We start from the raw sequence: 21,485 nt of genomic DNA, 5'->3' as shown, positions 1-21,485 counted from the left end.
TATGAGGGAGAGTGGGTGTTTTTATTCATTGATTAGTTGGTAAAGCCGATGTTATCTAAGAAAATTAAACCGCTGTCGGTTTGATTAAATTCAAAAGTAACCTCTTCTATTTGAGTGTAATCGATGTCCGGGAAGTTTTCTTGTAAATAATTCAAAGGGAAACCGTATGTTTGAAGCATATGTTCATACTGATTACCGTAACGCTCGTTCCACCAATCAAAACGGTACAATGTCGTCGTATAAGTGGGTTCGATATAAATGGTTTTTCTTAGTCTACCATCAAAATCAGTCATCCCTTTTGCTTTCACATTTACTGAGACAGGAATTGCTTTATTTCTATATCCCTCGGGTAGGTCTATATGATAAAAATCATACCTTGATGGATGGGCCTGAACTGCATCAAACCTTAATACAGTCTCTTCTGTAAAATTATTTGCAGCACCTTCAGGCAATGTGATAGTATATCGACTATTTTTATTCGTCCAACCCAATTTTACTACCTGATTATTTTGGTGTTCTTTATCTCTTTGAAGTAAATTAATTTCCTTCCAGATTCGAAGGTTGTTTCCTTGTAACTTTCCATCTTTTTGGGTTGTCTTCGTGACATCTACGTCCTCTTCGAATGTAGCAATTGGTCGAAAATCACGGTCCTCATAGCGCACACGAAGTGGATCGGTTGGAATCCACGACGAAGCCATTTCCTTATCTGAGAATACACCGCGGTATTCATGTTTTCCTTTTAGTGTGGCGTCAAGAAAAGCAGAAACATACACCTTGGTGATTTCTCTTTGAGTTTCAGGCTCCATAATTTCTTTTCGGTTCATGAACCACCAATATGGGCTTGGCTGATCGACTTCCCAATCTGAATTAAATTGGCCATGGTTGGCACCATAGATATACACACTGCTTTTAAACCCATCAAAACCTTCTGAAAAAGTAACTCGCTGAAATTGCCTCATTCCAAGGTAATTCGTATGGTCGGTATCATTTCCACCTTGTAGAGTAAGATAATTCACATCTTGTAAACTGACTGGTTGGTCTCCCGGTTTGAATTTACCATCACCAGGCGATAAACCTATCAATGATTTTATTGAAAAATCAAAGTTCAAACTCACTTTTGCGTTGTTCGGAAACCGGTCAAGTTCATTAAAGAGAGCCGCAATACTGACAGCTTCTCCACCCCTGGAGTGACCGATAAGAGCGATATTGTTCATGTCTACTCTATTATAAAGCGCATGAGTTTTGTCTTCATTCCAGGACTGCCATTGTTCCAAGTGCTTTAATAACAGCCATGCCCTCCCAGCATTATCCCAGCCGATATGACCTGTTTTTCCAGAGTTGATGAAATTTTGGTCAACCGACGCAACGATATAGCCTTTACTTGCCAACATTTCTCCGAGATAAGCGTAACCTCTGTCTGAAAAATCAGCCATATTATGATTGCCATGAACGATTAATACTAAAGGGTATGCCCCTTCCTCTTCAGGCATCCACACTCGCCCATTCAACGGAGCATTGTACAAATCAAAGCCCCAAAACCATTCTCGATACCATTTATTCAAGCCTTTAGGTTGTGCAACAAACGATGACATATTGACAGTTTGGGTTTCATATTTAACAACTCTATACTCTTCCCTGCGTTCATCCTTGCCACTGCCATATGTAAAAAATTGAACCTTGGAACTTCCACTCTCCATTGGATTTGTTAAAGTTGTGGCAACTTCTCCTACCTCAAGTGACCAAGGGCCTTCTTTTCCATCTGTAACTGCAAGATAAATAGCGGCTACTTGCAAGCCTATCGTGAGGAAACTAAAAATGAGGAAAAGTGTTTTTTTCCGTTTACGATAAAGAAATACCGTGACTCCTAAAAGTATGGCGAGTACCATTACGCTAAAACCCATTAACCGGAAAAATGGTCCCAAAAATGTGCCAACACTGTATATCACAGCTATACAAGCTACAATGACTGACACAAGAAATCTAGGTAAACCTCTTAGGATATTTAAGAACAGTAGCGTAATCCCTATCCCTAAAATTAATGTCAATGCACCAGTACCTGAAATCAAAAGTATATCAAACCACTTGCCTACACCTGAAAAGAAAAAATAACTTAATAGGACAACCAAAATGGAAATATAAAGAAGGAGGCTCATCACCAGTTGCCTCTTACTCTCAATCATAAAGCTATTAGCTTGTTCCATACCGTTATAATAAAGCTGTTTTAGCTTGTTCATTTTAATCTCCTACTCTTTTATTAAAGCAAGTATTTATTAATTATTTCTTGGTGTTCATGCTTCTTGTTATCTCTACCTATTATGCTGCAAAAAATATAGGCTACAAGAGAAAGTATGACTGGAACTATTACGCTGTGCATACCAAATGCATCTGGAATATATAAAGTTATACAGATATAGGAAAGCACCCCTACAAGAATGGATGCCAGTGCACCAACCGCATTTCCACCTTTCCAATATAGACCCAATACAACCGGCCAGATAAAGGCCGCTTCCAGCCCGCCGAATGCAAAAAGGTTTAAGGTGATTAGAAATGCAGGTGGATCAATGGCCATAAAGAACACAAGTACCCCTACAACTGTTGTTACACCTATGCTTATTCGTTTAATATTTTTTTCTGGCGCGTTAGGACGCACATAGTTTAAGTATACATCTTTTACAAGGGAGGAACTCACTATGAGCAATAGAGAATCAACCGTCGACATAATGGCAGCCATCGGAGCTGCCAAGACAATCCCTGCCAACCATCCTGGCAAGACATGCAAGGCCAAAAGTGGCATGACTGTATCTGGTGTATCTAAGCCCGGTAAAACCGCTCTTCCGAACACACCTGCCAAGTGCATGCCTAGCATAATGAACCCAACAACAACTGTACCAATAATCAATGCTGCGTGCATAGCTTTGGAATTCTTATAAGACATGGCTCTGACAGCCACCTGAGGAAGTCCAACTACTCCAACCCCTACTAAGATCCAAAAGGACGATACATATAATGGAGTCAATGATCCATCCGCTCCGAAAGGTGTGATAAGATTCGGATTTTCCTTCACAAGATCGTTCATAATGGTAGGTATGCCACCACCAGCAATGACGGTTCCTGTTAAAATGACTATTGTCCCAATAATCATGACAATTCCTTGCACACCGTCAGTAATGGCCACCGCACGGAATCCTCCAATAATTACATATACCAATACAGAAGCAGCAAAAATAAACAACGCAGAGGTATAAGAAAGACCCGTTATCGACTCGATGAGCCTTGCTCCGCCAATCCACTGTGCTGCCATCGCGGAGAAAAGGAAAAGAATGATGCTAAAGGCCGATAACAACACCACCCATTTACTCTGATACCTTTCTTTTAAAAAATCGATCAGCGTGATGGCTTTCATTTTCCGTGCTACTATAGCGAATTTCTTTCCTAATATCGTTAAAACAAAATATCCTGTCACCACTTGTATCATAGCTAAGAGTACCCAACCTAGTCCTGTATGGTATGCAATTCCGGGCCCACCAATAAAACTTGAGGCACTCCCGTATGTGGCAACCATAGTCATCGCAAGTAACAGTCCTCCAAGCTCTCTTCCCCCAAGGAAATAATCCTGTACAAAAGAAGATGTGTTCGATAGTTTCCTGGAGGCAAACACTCCAATGAAGAAAATAATAACAAGAAATATCAATAAAGGAATAATCACTTGTATGTTCATGGATGATCTCCTTCTTCATCTGACTCTAAAGGAAGATCCTTAAACAAAAACCTGACCACTAGAATGACGAGTAAAATGATGATAATGAATCCAAGTATACAACTATAAAAAAACCAAGCGGGTAAGCCTAAAATATATGTATAGGTGTCGACTGGCTTTGATCCAAAACCATAAGCAAAACCGTACCACCAAGCGAAATGGAAAAGAACAAGCGCAATCCCAATCCATGCTTCTCTATGTGCAATGGGATAGCGCCAGTCTCTTTTACCTTTGTTAAATTTTTCGTGCATAAAATCACTCTCTTTTTATATCAGTCTGTATTTCTTAATAGCATTTACTTTATAAGTTACTGGATTGCCACGCTGTTGATTTCCGCAAATGGCTTCGCTTTCCTAGGGGCTGACGTGAGCCTCCTCGGCTACGCCTGCGGGGTCTCCACCTAGCGCTATCTCCCTCATGACAAGGAAGGCTTCGGCAGCGATTCATCGCACGAAGAAGATGCGTAGCATTTTCGAGGAGTCTTCGCCTTTTGCTCCAATCAACACCTAGGAATTAATAAAAACTTTAGGTTATCAGTTTTTCAGTGGCCACGGTGCAAGTAGAGAGGCACACGGACCGCCCTCAGGCAAGCGAAGCGCCTGGAAGGTAAATCTACGGAATTGCGCTTTTTTTAATTTTCTTTTAGGAAAGCTTGCTGAGCCAGCATTTCCATTGTAATTTCATCTGCAGGCGGATTATGTAATCCTGCCCGGACATCACGGTAATTACGTTGAAGTGGATGTTCTGCATGTAGACTTTGTGCCCCAACAATACGCATCGCTTCATCTACAATGGAGATGGCACTGTTTGTTGCAACCAGCTTGGCTGTCGCAAGTTCTCCAATCAGTTCACTTCGTTTATCAGGCGCTTCATCCCATAGTCTAGCCACGCTGTATAACAAATGACGTGCTGTCATCAATTCTGTATCCATCCTTGCTACCCTTTCCCTTACTTTAGGTACTTCTCTTATCGGATGAGGGAGGCTGTTTGGATGGTAAGAAGCAGCAAATGATACAGCTTCATTTCTTGCTGCGATGGCTATGCCTAAATAACAGGCAGGTATATGAAGAAGCCACCCTTGTGGTTTTGGAGTTTTTTTCTTCTTTATATATAATAGTGCCTGTTCATCTGTGATAACATCTGTTAACACCAAATCATCACTTCTTGTAGCTCTCATACTCATAGAGTTCCACGTTTCTTCAATAGTAATTCCTTTCAGTTTTCGCGGAAGCAAAAACTCTCCCACTTGATTCGTTCCTTCAATGCTTGCTGAGATAATGAAATAATCCAGAACAGGGGCAAGGGAAGTGAAATTTTTTCTTCCGTTAATTTGCCAACCGCCACCAGAGAGCTTTTTAGCAACTGTTTCAGGCTTACCTCCTCTTGCTGGGCTTCCGGTCTTTCTTTCACTATGCGCACTGTTTATCAATTTATTATGTTGTACAACATCCGCACAAATTTTTTTGTAAATATCCTTTGGCCATGATTGATTTATCCCTTCGTTCATCATGATACCCAAGTGCCATCCAAGACTCAGTGCAGTTGGTCCATCACCTTGTGCAATGGTTTCCTGTAGTAAAACAAATGCATACAGCCCTGCACCTTGCCCACCGTGTTCCTTTGGTATGGTAAGATCCAGTAATCCCGCATCCTTAAGTGCTTGAAAATTTTCAAAAGGAAATTCAGCATTCTGATCATAATGGCCAGAGCGGATATAAAAGTCCGAAGCCAAAGAAGATGCTTTTTTTACCATCAACTCTTGCTCTTGTGTTCTAGCAAAACTTCTAATTCCATTCATCTGAAATAACCACCCTTATGCGAATGAGGCCACTGAAAAAATCATTGAACTAAGAATGTGTTTAGACACCGCTGTTGATTTCCGCAAATGGCTTCGCTTTCCTAGGGGCTGACGTGAGCCTCCTTCGGCTACGCCTGCGGGGTCTCCAGCTAGCGCTATCTCCCTCAGGAGTCTTCGCCTTTTGCTACAATCACCAGCTAGGAATCATAAAAAACTTTCCGTTATCAGTTTTTCAGTGGCCTTATGCGAATTCTCCATCATTTTACCATAAGGTAATGTTGCAGCCATTATTTAAAGTTGATAGTTGGATTTTTTAAGTATTCTTTTTCTTGTTCTTCTGTCATTACGCCAGTTGCTTTACCAATCGTCCCGTTAAGCAAAGACCAGACCTTATTATGATCTAGGTCAGCTGTGGAAAAGTCACCGTTCTGCCATTTTGTTAGAATTTCCACATACACTTCTTCATGTTTATACTCAGCTTCTTGAACTTTTTCCAATAGCCAATCAATTCTTTCAGGAGTCATCTTATAATGGGTCCATTTGCTTTCTGCTTTGACCTTTTGATGAGACATCCAATGAATGTAATTAGCAACATGGACTTCGTTCAGTTTCTTCTTATGATTGAATGGGTTTTCTTGTTCAACTGTAATACTGTTTGATGTGGATAATGTACTTGAAGAAGGGTTCCCTTGCCCCCCTGCCGACCCTGTTTCCTGAAATGGGGACGTGTATAAATAGTATGTAATTAGTGCTCCTGCCATAAATAAAACACCCAAGAAGGGAAGGACTTTACTTTTGTTCAATTTAAACCAACTTTTCATAGAAACCCCTTTCAAATAGAAAATGTAGTATTCTATTATTATATATGGAAAAGTATTACTTTTCTAGGTTGCTATTAACTATGAGATATATTCTAGATATATAGAAAAGGCTGCCCACCTAATCTGGACAACCCCTTGCATCGAACTATCAGCCTTTCAAAAGTGCATAAACTTCTTCATCTAGCTTTTTAGCAAGATCTTCGTCGTATGTTTTCACATAGTCAGGTTCTTGCGTTATTTTTCCGCCATAAAAAATGACATCTTCCACTGACTCCACCTCAACGGTCACCACACGATACTTCATTGTTTTATCTATAACTTCAGATACGGATCCTTTACCGTTAATGGAATAACAACTTCCCGCTCCTACTACACCTAAGATTAATTCCGGGTTCTCTTGTATGTTAAACGCACTCTCTGCCTTGTGCCCTAAAGCAAATTTTATCGTTTTCCCATCTTCATGTGCAACCAACCATGACACGACGCTTAAATTCGGTTTCTTGCTATCCTTGTCTGTTGTAATCAGGGACACGATTTTCTCCCCTTGCAATAACTCAACCAGTTCTTTACTAAGCGAATTCTCTTTTCTCTGCATGATCTTTCCCTCCTATTATCTACATATATCCATTATATACATTCTTTGGGCATCTCGCCAAACCCTTATTCATACCCTACCCTTCTTTAAAAATACAAAACAGCGAAGCGACCTGTATATTACAGGTCGCTTCGCTGTTTCCTTACCTATAATAGCTGCTTCTTCTAGAATATACGAGAGAATCAGCGTAACGTTGTTGCATTTTCTTTCTCCTTCTTCTTTTTTGCAGCGTATTCATACCAAAAAAGAAGATTAATAGTGCAGTGAAGATAAAAATGGTAGAACCTACACTGCTCTTTGAACTTGTATCTCCACCTGATTGATCGGTGGAATCCGATGAAGATGCTGTAGGAACAGGAGTTAAATCATTTCTTTCTTGTTCAACCAACACATTTTCTTCCACGTGTTTACGGGTTCCGATTTTCACTACCAAATCCTTGTCCTTGTTTACACGCAAGCTGACCATTTCATCATCCATCTTTGCTACATGCACATTTTTCGCAAGCATGTACTCTCTACCGCCAGCATCTGTTACCATTTCACCTTTTTTGATTTCATCTGTTATGAAATTTGCAAAACCATAATCCAATAAAGTCATGGTGTCTTTGTAGATATAATATTTTGAAGCTGCCTTCATGGTTACGACAATGAGATCCATACCATCCCTGTTTGCTGAAGTAACCAATGTATGACCTGATTCCGGCACATAACCATTTTTCACTCCAGTTGTGCCCTCGTAATCCCATAATAAGCGGTGATGATTGTACAACGTTGTCTCCCAACCTTCACCAATCCACTCCATTTCCTTTGTTCCGACAATCTTCCTAAAGGTTTCATTTTTCATTGCATATTGGGCAATCTTTGCCATATCCTGTGCAGTTGTCACATGTTCAGGGTGAAACAAACCATGGGGGTTTGTGAAATTTGTATCCTCCACCCCTACTTTTTCCTTCACAAATGTATTCATTCTTATGGCAAAAGCTTTTTCACTGCCATCAAAATGTTCTGCAATAGCAGTACCTGCATCGTTACCAGAATTAATCATCAATCCTTGAACTAGTTTCTCAAGCGTTACCTTTTCCCCTTCAAGTAAATATACCCTTGATCCGTCTTGGTCCCTTGCATTTTTACTTACCGTTACAATGTCCTGAAGGTTCCCCTCTTCTATAGCAATAATAGCAGTCACGATTTTTGTGATGCTAGCTGGATACATTTCACGTTTACTGTCTTTTTCATATAGAATATGACCTGATTTTGCATCTATTAATATAGCGGACTCACTAAATAAATCTCCTGGTTCTTCTGCTTGCACTGCTATTGAATTCCCAAAAACCAAAACAAGTAGTGGGATGATGACACATATTTGTAATTTTTTTATCATAAAAGAAGTCATCCCTTCTAGTTTCTCTATTATCAGTGTAGAGTTATGTCAAAAAAACTCGAAAAATATCACTAATTATTAGTTTATATTAAATTCATAGGATTTTCATGAAAAATTAAGGATTTGTTAGAAAAGTCATAAAAACTTAACAAAAAAAGAGTAAGTAGAAATGAAATCTACTTACCCTAAACGATCAATTATTTACTTTTTCATAGTGGCAATAGGCTTTTATAAAGTGGTCTGGGTTTAGTGGCTCGCCCGTCACTTTTTCAATTTTTTCATTCCACTGATAGGTTGCTCCTGGTGCCAGGAATTCATCACGAATAAATGCTCCTACCTTAAGGGAGAAAAACTCATCCGAAACATTATTTTTGATATGTTGATAGAGTTGTGCAGCAGTCAATTCTCCCAATAAATAGTTCTGGTAATAAACAGGTGCAAGAGTGAAATGAATCTTTGCCGCCCAATCTGGATTGGTCCGGTCTTCAGGTGGATGAAGCAATTGAATGTTTTCCACTGTTTCCCACCAAAGAGCATTAAGATCCTGATCAGGATTTTCATACAGCTTTCTTTCAAAGAAAACAAAGGTGATAATCCACCTTGCTGATATAAGCATTTTTAATTGTTCATGCTCTTCAAGGGACGGCATTAAGACATCAAGCTTCCCATCGTCTACTTTCAAAAACTTAGATAACCACTCTCTATTTTCCGTCATTTTCCCGAATAACATTGCGATGGCCTCTGTTGTTAAAATATGTGCAAAGCTTCTTAATAGATAGGGAAGATCGCGATTTACATATTTGTTGTACGCCGCATGTCCAAATTCATGAAGCATGGTTCCCATCCAATACGTATTATCTAAATTGTTACATAGTACCCGAATATCTCCCTCACGGTTCATATCCATACAAAACGCAGTAGGGTTCTTTCCTTCACGAGGATTTAAGTCAGAGGAAGCATACAGGCCTTCAATTGGCATATCCATGGAATCAAACGTGTCCGCAGTCAATTTCTCCAGATTTTGCCCTTTGAAATATTGATCCAGATTCGTTTGTTCGTTTGCCGGTGCTTCCTGGAAGAATGGATCCACATAATGCCATGGTCGTAATTCTTCCGCTTTTACTCCAAATTTTTTGGCTAGTTCGTTATCTAATTCACTTTTCAACTTACGAAAAGTAGAATCCGATTGTTCTACTAGATTTTCGAACATAGAAAAAACTTCTTCTAAATCTAGTTCTTGATTGGCAAACGACATTTCATAATAGTTATCATAGCCTAATTTCCTTGCCGCTTCATTTCTCTTTTTCACTAGTGCCAATAACTTTTGCGACACAACTTGACCCACTTCTTTACTTGCCTTCCAAGCTCTTTCCCGCTCCTTGCTGTCTGTACTATTTAACAAGATATTTCTAATATCATTTGCGGATAACTTTTTTCCATTTACTTCAGGCAAGTACGTATTAAAAAGATAATTAAGTTCAGAAGACATTGAAGACATTTCTTCAATTGTTTCCTTATCCAATTGATTTTCTTTCATTCCATACTCTAAAATTTCTAACTGTCTTCTTTGTTCCAACGTAATTTCTGGGTCTTGCAGGTAAGATTTCACCTGATTGTAACGATCTTGATTGGCATAGAAAAGGCTAAATTCACTGGAAGCTTTTCCGGCTTCCTCTGCCCATTTCTTTTCTCCAGTCGTTTGTGCCATCCAGCCAGCGTGGGTGGATTTTTTTAATAGTTTCTGAAACTGTTCATTTTGTTCATCTAAAAACTTTTCAACCATCATAACGATCCCTCCAAAAATAAATACTATATGTATAATCCGACTCTATCTTCTTAATTTTTATGCCCTGAGTCCACAGCAGCTGTTATGGCCTTCTTCATCCACACTTGCTCTACCTTCATGGCAAAGCCTTTGTCGATAAGATAGTCATAGACCATTTTATTGGACGTTTGAAAAAATGCTACCGTGCATTGGTAAGGCGCAACTGTCGGTGGAAAAAGATGAAAGAATAAAGCTTCCAATACTCTTTCTGGTTCTTGCTGTCCTTCATTTATAAAACAATGGGTGACTGCAATGGCTTTTAAGGTCCCATCAGGGCTATATTGTCTTTTGAACATGGCATATGCAGCAGTTTCGCCTTCAGATCCCAAGAGTTGCAGTGTCAAGCCATCTTTCATGCACCACCATTGACTTTGCCATGGCGTGTCATGATGATAACTTGATAAATACTGCGCATCATGAGCAGAAGTATGAACAGGGTAAAATTCTAGAGAATCCTTAAATTCCACAGAGGTTTCAAGGGAAAGGTGTACCACATGATCAACAACCTTGTACCCTTTCTTTTCGTATAATGCAATTGCATGGTCGTTTTTAGAGATAGCTTCCAAAGTAGATGTATGAATCCCTTTTTCTTCATATAGCTCACAAGCTTTCTCTACTAACAACTTCCCAATACCTTTTCTACGATGAGAGGCAGCTACCCCTGTGCCTCCATTCCATGCAACGAGATTATCCCCGATTTTTTTTAATCCACTTAATAGGAGTCCTATAGGATTTTCATCGTCAAACGCAATAATGGATAAGGTAGCAGAAATATTTTCCTGACCCAATCTTGCCGCAAATCGGTCGACATCCATGGTTGCATCAAAAAAATACCCTTCAAAACCCTTGTTCCAAGCTTCAAGTGCTTGATTCAATGTACATTCACTCAAACGTTTTATATGATACATATACATGCCCCCTATGGTCTTAAATGCATGCCAAGCCATCCTAATTACTATCTTATAATAATAACAGAAAAAATTACAGTATATTCTAACAAATGGATTTTTCTGAAATTAAATTCAAGTTGATTGGTTAATCGCTGCGGCTACGACTGCGGGGTCTCCACCTTGCGCTAGGTCCCTAAGGAGTCTTTGCCTTTTGCTCCAATCAACAGCTAGGAATCATAAAAACTATACATTATCAATTTTTCAGTGGCTTCAAGCGTTGTTTGTGAGGGAGGCCCACGGACCCCCGCAGGCAAGCGAAGCGCCTGGAAGGTAAATCAACGGATTAACAAGCTTTCTAAACCTTTTCAAAAAAAATTACAGGTTGGAAAGTTGTTGTTCCGACCTGTAATTCTTTCCGTATTATTGTTCATGGTCTTGCTTAAGTATGGAAAATACATTTGCATCATGAAATTTTCCACCTTGATATAGATATCCCCTTAGAAGACCCTCATGAATAAACCCAACTTTTTCTAGAACCTTTCTCGAGCCCACATTTTCTGGATAAACATTTGCACCGATACGGTGGAAATCCATCGCCTCGAACCCAAAATGGACCAACGCCCCGATTGCCTCTGTTGCATAGCCTTTTCCCCAATAAGGAATATCTATTTCATAGCCTATTTCCGCTCGTTGATGCTTCTCCGATATGGCATGAAAACCACATGTTCCTATGAGACGATTAGTTTCCTTCTCGATAATCCCCCATCTATAAAGAGTTGTATAGTCATCAATGAAATCTTTAATGAATTTATCTGCCTCGATTTTTGTTTGGAAAGGCTCCATTCCGTAAAATTTCGTCATCTCCGGTTGGGAAAAATAAGAAAAAATAACCTCTGAATCTCTTAACGTTAGACTTCTTAATTGAAGTCGTTCCGTTCTGAGCATTGGTACCGGCTTTAGCATAAACTCCCTACCCTTCTGTCATCTCTGCTACGATATATTGGTTTGTCCACATTTTCAACATTATAACTAGGCTCTCATCACCTTTTGAAAAAAGAAAAGTAGAACCTAGTTGTTCTTCAAATTCCCAGCCTTCTTCTTCCACATGGGAAAGAACATCCTGCACCCCTGTACCGTTGTCCATTTTCGCCATGACCGTTGTGGAATCTTCTTCTGAGGAAAGAGTTACGATAGGTGAACTGGAAACTGCTAATTTCAGCGCTCCCCTTACTTCCTCATTAAATGCAAGTAGTGTCCCTGTTACTAGTAGTATTCCTGTGAAAATGACGAGCACCCATTTCCATTTCATTCTACTTCCCCCTACTCTACTATTCTTCTCCCCATAATCACTAAATCCCTTTTTATAGAATCAAGTTCCGCTATACCAGGGAGATATCCCCACTTTTCAAATCCATACTTTTCAAACAATCGTATACTTGGGACATTATGTGCAAAAATGAATGCCAATAGATTCTCAATCTGAAGAACTGGGCACTCTTCCATTGCTATTTCTAATATTTTTGCCCCTAGTCCCTTTCCTCTTATTGCTTCGCTAAGATAAATACTAACTTCAGCTGTTGCCTGATAGGCCGGTCTGCCGTAAAAGTTTTGAAAGCTGATCCAGGCACAGATCTGATTATTTAGTTCCACTACCTTTAGTGGTCTTTTTGCATTATGTTTATCAAACCATTCCTTTCTACTTTCCACGGTAACAGGAGAAGTATCTGCCGTCACCATCTTGCTTTCGATGGTGGAATTATAGATGGAAACTATTATAGGTAGGTCTTCTAAAACAGCATCTCTTAAATGGATAGATAAGTTATTCATGATGATTCACCTTTCTAGTATTCTATGCTTTTATTCTGTTAATAGTATATTATTTCATAAGAAAATTGGACAGATTTATTTTGTAATTTAGGGATGATAAATGTATATACCAATAAGGTAATTGGTATATACAACTAGACATATTTTTGCTATGCTGAGCATATACTAACTAGGAAAAGAGGACTTTGATATGGCTTCTCAACCAACTAATTATTCCCTCCTCTCTATGAAGATAGTTACGGAAATGGAAATAATAGAAAGTGGTTATTTGATCATCAAAGAAGGGAAGATAGCTGATTTTGGGTCCATAAATCTTTACTCCAATGATGAAAATTTACCTGAAATTCATTTATCGGAAGATTTATATGCCTCACCAGGCTTTATTGACATCCACATTCATGGCATAAATGGTGCAGATGTGATGGATGCAACAAGGGAAAGTATCATGGCCATGGCAACCACTCTACCAAAAGAGGGTACCACTAGTTTTTTAGCAACTACCATTACCCAAGAAAGTACGGAACTAGAGAAGGCACTACAGAATGTGAACAGTTTTATTACTAGCCAAAACTTTAGTCATGTTGGCAGCGAAGTTTTGGGTGTACATTTGGAAGGACCTTTTATCAATGAAAAACGTGCTGGTGCTCAGCCACCTGCCTATATTTTAGAGCCATCAGTAGCCACATTTCGTCACTTTCAGGCAGAGTCAGGAAATCATATTAAATTGGTTACGTTGGCACCTGAGAGAAAAGATGGCTTGGGGCTGGTCAAGTACCTTTCTGAAACCGGAGTCATCTCCTCCATCGGACATTCCGACGCTTTATATACAGAGGTAGTGAAGGCAATAGAAGCCGGTGCTGAGCATATTACTCATTTTTACAATGGAATGCGCGGGAGTCATCACCGTGAACCTGGCGTAGCTGGTGCCGGCTTGGCTCATCCTGAACTCTTTTTGGAAATGATTGTAGACGGCATTCATATTCATCCTGCCATGGTAAAAGCGACGGTTCTGGCAAAAGGAGTTGATAATCTCCTATTGATAACCGATTCGATGAGGGCGAAATGGTTGGAAGATGGAGAGTATGAGCTAGGAGGGCAAAAAGTGTTTGTGGAGAATCATACTGCGCTTCTAGAAGATGGAACGCTAGCAGGAAGTGTTCTGAAAATGAATGACGCTGTGAGGAACATAAAAAAATTTACCGATTGTACGTTTCAAGAAGCGATCCAAATGGCTTCCGTGAACCCTGCCAAAAGATTGAAGGTTTGGGATAGAAAAGGTAGCATTGCAATCGGTAAGGATGCAGACATTGTTATTTTAGATGAAAAAATGCAAGTTAAAATGACCTTTTGTAAAGGGAATCTTTCATATAAAGGAGAGTAAATGCATGGATATCATCACCACCCCATCTTATGAGGAGTTAAGTAAGGAAGCAGCATCTTATGTGTCAAAGAAAGTTCGAGACAATCCTCATATGGTGCTTGGCCTTGCCACAGGCAGCACACCTACTGGCATGTATGAACATTTAATAAAGGACCATATAACGATGGGCACAAGCTACCGTCAAGTAACCACTTTTAATCTGGATGAATACGTGGGGATGAGCAAAAAAAATCCTAACAGCTATTATGCCTTTATGGAGAAACATCTTTTTCAGCATATTGATATTAGAAATGAATCAACGTTTATACCCGATGGAATAAGCGCTCATTCAGAAACTGAGTGTAGTTATTATGAAGAGAAACTACGGAAACATGGGCCAATCGATCTTCAAATTTTAGGTCTAGGCGCAAACGGTCATATTGGCTTTAACGAACCAGGTACTTCTTTTGGAAGCAGAACACATATTGTGAAGTTGACTGACTCTACTCGAAAGGCTAACTCTAGATTTTTTCAGGATATAGAAGATGTACCGACACATGCTATCACAATGGGAATTGACTCTATCATGAACGCCAAAGAGATTCTTCTTCTTGTAGCAGGAGCCAACAAACGAGAAGCCTTTGAGCAACTGTTGTACGGAGAGATTTCAGAGGACTTCCCCGCTTCTATTTTGAAGAAACATCCATGCGTAAAGATCATGGCAGACCAATCCATACTCGACACTTCCAGCATCATTGCTTGAAAGGAGCGAAACACCCTAAATGATTGATAAATCATCGCCAATTCCCATTTACTATCAATTGGAATCACATATCAAAAAACAGATCGAAGCAGGATTCATCTTGCCTGGTGAAACCATTCCATCAGAAAGAGAATACGCCGAAAGCTATGGAATAAGTAGAATGACGGTAAGACAGGCTATCAATTCCCTTGTTAATGAAGGGCTTCTTTATCGAAAAAAAGGAAGTGGCACTTTTGTTTCCGAAAAAAAAATTGAACAGCCCCTTCAAGGCTTGACTAGCTTTACCGAAGATATGAAGAAACGCGGCATGACCCCAACTAGTAAACTTATTCATTTTGAGATAATACCTGCAAATAGTTTTATTTCCAAAGAACTGAAGATTAGTGAATATGCACCTGTATATGAAATAAAGAGAATTCGCCTTGCAGATGGGGAACCAATGGCACTTGAAACAAACTATCTGTCTGCAAACTTGGTAAAAGGCCTTACTGAAGAGGAGGTTAAAGCCTCTATCTATTCTTATGTAGAAGAGACGTTGGGATTACGAATAACACATGCGGAACAATTGATAGAATCCGTAAAGGCTTCTGAAGAACATGAAAAACTATTGGATATTGAGAGAGATCATCCAATGCTGTATATCCAACGGAACACCTTTCTCCATGATGGAACCCCCCTTGAACTAGTCAAATCCGTTTATAGAGGAGACCGTTATAAGTTTCAGATCAAGATGGAGCGGAATTAACATTTTCATAAGAAAAGGCGGTACCATCTTGTTTGAGGTACCGCCTTTCGTTTTATCTAGAGATGAACATTTGCGTCCAGTAATGACCATATTGGCCACCTTTCGCATAGCCCACTCCAATTTCCGTATATTGGCTGGATAAGATATTTTTACGATGCCCTTCACTGTTCATCCAAGCATTCATGACCTCTTGTGGTGTTTTTTGCCCAGCAGCAATATTTTCACCTGCTGATCGGTAAGAAATACCAAAGTTACGAATCATATCGAATGGAGATCCATATGTTGGTGATGTGTGGCTAAAATATCTTTTATCAATCATATCTTGAGATTTATATCTTGCGACTCTGGATAATTCCCAGTTAAGCTTCAAAGGCTTTAACCCATACTTAGCACGTTCCTGGTTTACTAATTTAGCAACTTGCTCTTCTTGCGTTTGCCCCTCTCCTTTTTCTGGAATAGTAATTCTTTGACCTGGATAGATTAGGTCAGGATTGTTTATAGAAGAATTGGCAGCAATCAGTTCGGATACTCCCACTTGATATTTCACCGCAATCTTCCACATCGTATCACCGGACTGAACCGTATGAGTAGTAGCTGCGAAGGCAGCTGAATTTCCACCTAAGACTAGTGCGACAACCGACAAAGTTATGAGGACTTTCTGTAAAGTTTTCATACTATTAATCTAATATGTTTTCCCCTCTTTGAAAACAAGTAATTATTGTAAAATAACGAAATATACTGTTAATTGCCTGTCATAACTGTAATGAGAAATATCTTCCAGTGTCTTTTAGGAGATGGCGGTTCAGATAAATACGGCCGCCACACCTGCTCCAATGGCAAAGGCTGTAAAAAGCGCTTCCGCTCCTTTAGATAAACCTGAAACGAAATGCCCTACCATTAGGTCACGAACAGCATTGGTGATAAGCAATCCTGGAACTAACGGCATAACAGAACCTATTATTATTTTGTCCAGCTCCAATCCAATTCCAAATGTCACCATTGCCAGTGCAACAAGACCAATAATCAATGAAGCGAAAAACTCTGCAAAAAACTTAACCCTGGTGTAATGTTGTATCAGTAATAAACCGGAATAACCCAAACCACCCGCTAGCATTGCAGGTAGGAAATCCGTCCAGACTCCCTTGAACATTATTAGGAAAGAGCCGCTTACAAAGGCAGCAGCTAGAATCTGATAGCTTATTGGAAAAAGCAGATGTGACTCCTCTAATTTGATTAGCGATTGATGAGCCTCTTGCAATGACAACTGTCCATCTGCAATTTTACGAGAAATCTGATTGACTTGTGCAACCTTTTCTAAGTCTGTTGTTCTAGAATTTATTCTTACTAATCGTGTAGGATTATCTCCTTGAAGCGAAACGATGATTCCGGTAGGTGTAACGAAACTGTGCGTTTCTGTGATACCATATGATGCTGCGATCCTTGTCATCGTATCTTCCACCCTGTAGGTCTCTGCTCCCCCTTCCATCATAATTCTTCCGGCAAGGAGACAGACTTCCAGGATTCTCTCCGTTTCCCGCTCTGTCATTTTCTTCGTCACCTAGCTCACCTCACGTTTCGTATTCACCGATACTCGTTTTATGATATTCATAATAACTTGCATGATGACCTCAGCAAACACAAGCCCCATTGCAATGGCACCTGAAATCATAAATGCTTTTGCCGCTAATGGAATGGCTCCAAGATAATCATTTTCTGCAATTTTCCGCATGGTATTGAACGCCAGACCACCTGGTACAAGTGGGATAATCCCAGCAACACTAAAAATAATCATGGGCATCCGGAAACGCTTCGCCATAATATGTCCTACTAGCGCCACCATAAACGACCCAACAAACGAAGCCACCACTGGATCCACCCCGGAATCGGCCAATAATATGTAAAAAATCCAGCCAATCATCCCAACCGTGCCGCAATGGAATAATGCCCTTCTCGGTGCATTAAAAAGAACCCCAAAACCTGCCGCTGCTATAAAGCTGAACCCCAATTGTGAAAGTATATACAGCATGCTGTCACCTCATTAATTCTAGTACTGATTATTATATAGGAAAGCGGAGATAGAAAAAACCTCCTTTTTTGGAGGTTTCAGCAGGGATTTTATGCTTGCTTTACTAACTACAAGTTTATGGTCTTCTACTATTTGTCAACCAACCACGTCTTTGCCACTGCAAAATACTCCCTTGACCATAACTTAATAATGGCAATGGTAGGAGTCTTCCCAGCAAGTGTGTGTACCTCTGCATAGCCCAGTCTTTTTCCAATAACGGATGCCCTATACATATGAAAATCATTGCTTACAATGGCGACAGAAGCCCCATCTTCCATCAATGCTTTTGAAAAAGATAAATTTTCAAAAGTGGTAGTCGATCGGTCTTCCAGAATGATTCTTTCCTCTTCAATCCCTTTAGCCTCAAAAAATCTCCTCATTGCTTCCGCTTCTGAGATATCCTCACCAGGTCCCTGACCTCCGGATGCAATGACTTTGGTGTTGGGATTTTCTTCAAGGTACTCAAGAGCTGCTTCCACTCTGAACAATAGAGCCTTCGTCATCATGTCCCCCTTCACTCTTGCACCAAGGACAATTAGGTAATCTACACCTTTTGGGGGTTCTTGTTTAGCAGTCTGATAGATAAGGGAATGGATGATGATGACGTAGATTGCCAGGGCAACAGCAACCATTTTCCCCACAAATTTTACTCTCTTTTTTATTTTCATCTTCATTATTCCTTTTTCTGTTATAGTCATTTAATTATATAACGTAATATAGATAGAATTTGTTTATTGTTATAAGAAATTAAATCTATTTCGCACAAAAAGTGAAAATTGCTCTTGAATGAATAATAAGGTCGAACCAAGGCAAACTAGTGAAAAAAACCCTGGAGCGATTTCTATGTCCTTCTTCAAGAAAAAATCCAGAAAATCAACATCAGCAAATACCCAAACGGAATTACCGCAAAAAAATAATGACGCCTCCGCGTTAGATATAAATTTAGAGCGGAATCTGGCTACTTTCAAAGATTTATATGGTAATAGTTCTGATTTGGTAATTAGAAAAATTCAATTTGGAGAAGATCATAAGCTTCATGTAGGTATGATTTATTTAGATGGCCTTGTAGATAAACAAATGGTGGAAGACCTTTTGGACGCCTTCATGTTTCAGATGAAAGATAACCAAGTAACGGTGGATTCATTAGAAAAGGACAATGTTACAACAATTTTAAAAAACACATCAATCCCCATAGCTGAAACAACAGAATTACATCACCTTCAAGACATGGAAAGTGCGATTCTTAGTGGAGGGGCAATACTGCTAATAGATGGGGTAACTTCGGGGCTGAAAATAAATATCAGTGGTTGGGCAGAAAGAGGAGTCAATGAGTCTTCCACAGAAAATGTAGTAAGAGGACCGAAAGAATCATTTACCGAAACTTTACGGACGAACACTTCACTTGTCCGTAGAAAGATAAAGGATTCATCTCTTAGAATAGAAGAACTGCAAGTTGGCAAGGTGACCAAAACTGAAATAGCTATTGTTCATATCCAAGGAATTGCAAATGAGAAAATTGTGGAAGAAGTGCGAAATCGCATCAAGCTCATTGAAATAGATTCCATCCTGGAAAGCAGCTATATAGAAGAGTTGATAGAGGATAAAACTTACACTACTTTTCCCACTCTCTATAATACGGAACGTCCCGATGTTATCGCAGCAGGTTTACTAGAAGGAAGAGTCGCTATCTTTGTAGATGGGACACCTTTCGTTTTATTGGCACCTGCTCTATTTACTCACTTTTTTCAATCTGCAGAAGACTACTATCAAAGATGGGATATAGCAACTCTGTTAAGGATGCTTCGGGTGTTAGCTTTTTTTATCTCGTTGCTCGGCCCATCACTATATATTGCATTAATAAATTTCCATCAGGAAATGCTTCCAACTACATTATTGATTGACCTAGCCGCACAACGAGAAGGAGTCCCTTTTCCTGCTGTTATAGAGGCACTGTTGATGGAGGTCACGCTTGAGATCTTAAGGGAGGCGGGCTTAAGACTTCCAAAAGCCATTGGCCAAACAGTATCTATTGTTGGTGCTTTGGTTATAGGACAAACAGCTGTTGAAGCAGGAATTGTTTCTGCAGTGATGGTAATTGTCGTTTCGATTACGGCAATATCAAATTTCACCCTGCCTTCCTATAGCATGGCGATATCTATTCGAATTTTACGATTTGGATTTATTATTTTTTCGGCTACTTTCGGATTATTCGGCATTACCATTGGGTTGTTTTTACTTACTCTCCATTTATGCAGTCTACGGTCTTTTGGAGTCCCTTTCTTGACTCCAATCTCTCCGTTTGTTAAGGAAGATCAAAAAGACACATTGTGGAGATTGCCAACTTGGAAAAGGTATACAAGGCCAAGACTTGTCAGCAAAAAAAATAATGTTAGGGAAGATCAAATGACAAGCCAAAACATTCAATTAGGAAAAAGGAGTGAAGGATAGTGAAAAAAACCGCATTTTTTATTCTGTTTTCCATTCCTTTTCTCCTTTTCTCGTCAGGGTGTTGGAATAGCCGGGAATTAGGTGAACTGGGGATAGCTGTCGCATTGGGTATAGATAAAGAGGGCGAACAGTTCGTTGCCACGGTACAATTAGTGAATTCTGGAGAGATTTCTAATCTACAAGGAAGTGGTACGAGAGCTCCTGTTGTGATATATCAAGAAAAAGGAAAAACTATTTTTGAAGCAATTAGAAAATTAACAACGACAGCACCACGTAAAACCTTCTATCCCCACCTCCGTGTTCTCGTAATAGGAGAAGAATTAGCTAGAGAAGGATTCAGCAAATCACTCGATCTTTTAGTAAGAGATCAAGAAATGCGTCCAGATTTTTACATATTAATTGCCAAAAATTCAAAAGCATCGGACGTGCTGTCTATTATACCCCCTGTTGAAAAAATTCCAGCTCAAGACATGTTCTCAAAATTAGAAACGTCACAAGACGTTTGGGCTCCGACCCTTGGGGTTACACTTGGGGAGTTGATTGAAGATTTGGTCGTTTCTGGAAAGCAACCTGTTATATCTGGCATTGAAATCTTAGGTGACTATAACTCAGGAAAAATGATGGAAAACCTCCAATCTAGTGACCCTCCTAGCCGTTTAAAATTCACAAGTTTTTCTGTTTTCCAAATGGACAAACTTCAAGGGTGGTTAAGTGTGGATGAAAGCAAAGGAGTCAATTATATAAACGGCAACGTAAAAAGTACAATTGTCGTAGTTCCATGCCCGAATGGAGAGAACGGTCACGTCTCCATCGAGCTTCTTCGTACCAACCAAAAAAGAAAAAGCGATGTAAAAGCGAATCATCCTGAAGTAAGTCTTAGTTTAAAAGCGGAGGGCAACATCGGTGAAATAAGTTGTTCTGCAGATTTAACAAAACAAAAATCCATTAAAGACCTTGAAAAGCTAACAGAAGCAGATATAAAAGACGTAATGATGCAGTCCATTAAAGTTGCTCAAAAAGAATATAAGCTTGATATATTCGGCTTTGGATTAGACGTACATCGTTCCAATCCAAAATACTGGAAAACAGTAAAAAACAACTGGGATGAAAAATTTTCGACTATGACAGTAAACATAGATGTGGAAGTGTCCATTCGAAAATTTGGCAAAAGAACAAATTCCTTCATTAGTGAATTAGAGGGGTCATAAAA

General features: G+C 39.6%; 21 protein-coding genes. 5 read left to right on the top strand and 16 right to left on the bottom strand.

Annotated elements, in window-relative coordinates; all coding sequences use genetic code 11:
- Positions 1-32: 32 nt before the first annotated feature.
- The 12 genes from AAV98_RS13230 to AAV98_RS13175 form a co-directional block, all read right to left on the bottom strand.
- Positions 33-2,234 carry a poly(ethylene terephthalate) hydrolase family protein gene (locus AAV98_RS13230; protein WP_060666045.1) on the bottom strand — a complete coding sequence of 734 codons (2,202 nt, stop codon included), beginning with the start codon at positions 2,232-2,234 and terminating at the stop codon, positions 33-35.
- 20 nt (positions 2,235-2,254) lie between these two features.
- Entirely contained in the window at positions 2,255-3,718 is a 1,464-nt protein-coding gene (gene panF / locus AAV98_RS13225) for a sodium/pantothenate symporter (protein ID WP_060666044.1), read from the bottom strand.
- Positions 3,715-4,008, bottom strand: coding sequence for a YhdT family protein (locus tag AAV98_RS13220; RefSeq protein ID WP_060666043.1), 294 nt, complete (start codon positions 4,006-4,008; stop codon positions 3,715-3,717). The genes panF and AAV98_RS13220 overlap by 4 nt, the downstream gene beginning before the upstream one ends.
- A gap of 380 nt (positions 4,009-4,388) precedes the next feature.
- Entirely contained in the window at positions 4,389-5,555 is a 1,167-nt protein-coding gene (locus tag AAV98_RS13215; RefSeq protein WP_060666042.1) for an acyl-CoA dehydrogenase family protein, read from the bottom strand.
- A 287-nt stretch (positions 5,556-5,842) separates the two neighbouring features.
- Positions 5,843-6,316 carry a DUF6241 domain-containing protein gene (locus tag AAV98_RS13210; protein ID WP_156317766.1) on the bottom strand — a complete coding sequence of 158 codons (474 nt, stop codon included), beginning with the start codon at positions 6,314-6,316 and terminating at the stop codon, positions 5,843-5,845.
- Positions 6,317-6,524: 208 nt separating this feature from the next.
- Positions 6,525-6,971: a pyridoxamine 5'-phosphate oxidase family protein gene (locus AAV98_RS13205; protein WP_060666040.1), complete on the bottom strand. Its 447-nt coding sequence runs from the start codon at positions 6,969-6,971 to the stop codon at positions 6,525-6,527.
- Positions 6,972-7,113: 142 nt separating this feature from the next.
- Positions 7,114-8,352: a D-alanyl-D-alanine carboxypeptidase family protein gene (locus AAV98_RS13200; RefSeq protein ID WP_060666039.1), complete on the bottom strand. Its 1,239-nt coding sequence runs from the start codon at positions 8,350-8,352 to the stop codon at positions 7,114-7,116.
- Positions 8,353-8,545: 193 nt separating this feature from the next.
- Complete coding sequence (locus AAV98_RS13195) at positions 8,546-10,138, bottom strand: M2 family metallopeptidase (RefSeq protein WP_060666038.1); 1,593 nt, start codon at positions 10,136-10,138, stop codon at positions 8,546-8,548.
- A 50-nt stretch (positions 10,139-10,188) separates the two neighbouring features.
- Positions 10,189-11,085: a GNAT family N-acetyltransferase gene (locus AAV98_RS13190; RefSeq protein WP_060666037.1), complete on the bottom strand. Its 897-nt coding sequence runs from the start codon at positions 11,083-11,085 to the stop codon at positions 10,189-10,191.
- Between the two features lie 402 nt (positions 11,086-11,487).
- Positions 11,488-12,030 carry a GNAT family N-acetyltransferase gene (locus AAV98_RS13185; protein WP_060666036.1) on the bottom strand — a complete coding sequence of 181 codons (543 nt, stop codon included), beginning with the start codon at positions 12,028-12,030 and terminating at the stop codon, positions 11,488-11,490.
- 7 nt (positions 12,031-12,037) lie between these two features.
- Positions 12,038-12,376 (bottom strand): hypothetical protein, encoded by a 339-nt coding sequence (locus AAV98_RS13180; protein ID WP_060666035.1) that lies wholly within the window; start codon positions 12,374-12,376, stop codon positions 12,038-12,040.
- A gap of 11 nt (positions 12,377-12,387) precedes the next feature.
- On the bottom strand, positions 12,388-12,894 hold the full coding sequence (locus AAV98_RS13175; RefSeq protein WP_060666034.1) for a GNAT family N-acetyltransferase: 507 nt from the start codon (positions 12,892-12,894) through the stop codon (positions 12,388-12,390).
- A 190-nt stretch (positions 12,895-13,084) separates the two neighbouring features.
- On the opposite strand from AAV98_RS13175, the gene nagA reads away from it, so the two are divergent.
- The 3 genes from nagA to AAV98_RS13160 are packed head-to-tail and all read left to right on the top strand — an operon-like array spanning position 13,085 to position 15,762.
- A complete protein-coding gene (gene nagA, locus AAV98_RS13170) occupies positions 13,085-14,275 on the top strand; it encodes an N-acetylglucosamine-6-phosphate deacetylase (RefSeq protein ID WP_060666033.1) in 1,191 nt (396 codons plus the stop codon).
- A 4-nt stretch (positions 14,276-14,279) separates the two neighbouring features.
- Positions 14,280-15,017 carry a glucosamine-6-phosphate deaminase gene (nagB, locus tag AAV98_RS13165; RefSeq protein ID WP_060666032.1) on the top strand — a complete coding sequence of 246 codons (738 nt, stop codon included), beginning with the start codon at positions 14,280-14,282 and terminating at the stop codon, positions 15,015-15,017.
- A gap of 19 nt (positions 15,018-15,036) precedes the next feature.
- On the top strand, positions 15,037-15,762 hold the full coding sequence (locus AAV98_RS13160; protein ID WP_060666031.1) for a GntR family transcriptional regulator: 726 nt from the start codon (positions 15,037-15,039) through the stop codon (positions 15,760-15,762).
- 52 nt (positions 15,763-15,814) lie between these two features.
- On the opposite strand, the gene safA is transcribed toward AAV98_RS13160, so the two are convergent.
- The 4 genes from safA to AAV98_RS13140 all read right to left on the bottom strand — a co-directional run bounded on the left by safA (position 15,815) and on the right by AAV98_RS13140 (position 18,495).
- Positions 15,815-16,435 carry a SafA/ExsA family spore coat assembly protein gene (safA, locus tag AAV98_RS13155; protein WP_082380889.1) on the bottom strand — a complete coding sequence of 207 codons (621 nt, stop codon included), beginning with the start codon at positions 16,433-16,435 and terminating at the stop codon, positions 15,815-15,817.
- A 129-nt stretch (positions 16,436-16,564) separates the two neighbouring features.
- The gene (locus AAV98_RS13150; RefSeq protein ID WP_060666030.1) at positions 16,565-17,308 is read right to left on the bottom strand and encodes a threonine/serine exporter family protein; all 744 of its coding nucleotides are present in this window, start codon (positions 17,306-17,308) and stop codon (positions 16,565-16,567) included.
- Between the two features lie 12 nt (positions 17,309-17,320).
- Positions 17,321-17,788 carry a threonine/serine exporter family protein gene (locus AAV98_RS13145; protein WP_060666029.1) on the bottom strand — a complete coding sequence of 156 codons (468 nt, stop codon included), beginning with the start codon at positions 17,786-17,788 and terminating at the stop codon, positions 17,321-17,323.
- Positions 17,789-17,916: 128 nt separating this feature from the next.
- Positions 17,917-18,495: a YdcF family protein gene (locus AAV98_RS13140; RefSeq protein WP_060666028.1), complete on the bottom strand. Its 579-nt coding sequence runs from the start codon at positions 18,493-18,495 to the stop codon at positions 17,917-17,919.
- A gap of 175 nt (positions 18,496-18,670) precedes the next feature.
- Between AAV98_RS13140 and AAV98_RS13135 the strand changes: the two genes are divergently transcribed.
- A complete protein-coding gene (locus AAV98_RS13135) occupies positions 18,671-20,275 on the top strand; it encodes a spore germination protein (RefSeq protein ID WP_060666027.1) in 1,605 nt (534 codons plus the stop codon).
- Entirely contained in the window at positions 20,275-21,483 is a 1,209-nt protein-coding gene (locus AAV98_RS13130; protein WP_060666026.1) for a Ger(x)C family spore germination protein, read from the top strand. Before AAV98_RS13135 ends, AAV98_RS13130 begins: the two co-directional genes overlap by 1 nt.
- Positions 21,484-21,485: the final 2 nt, after the last annotated feature.

Source organism: Bacillus sp. CHD6a, assembly GCF_001293645.1.
GTDB lineage: Bacteria > Bacillota > Bacilli > Bacillales > Bacillaceae_I > Sutcliffiella_A.
Note: the sequence above shows the minus strand (reverse complement) of the source record. Positions and strands in the feature narration are given on the sequence as shown.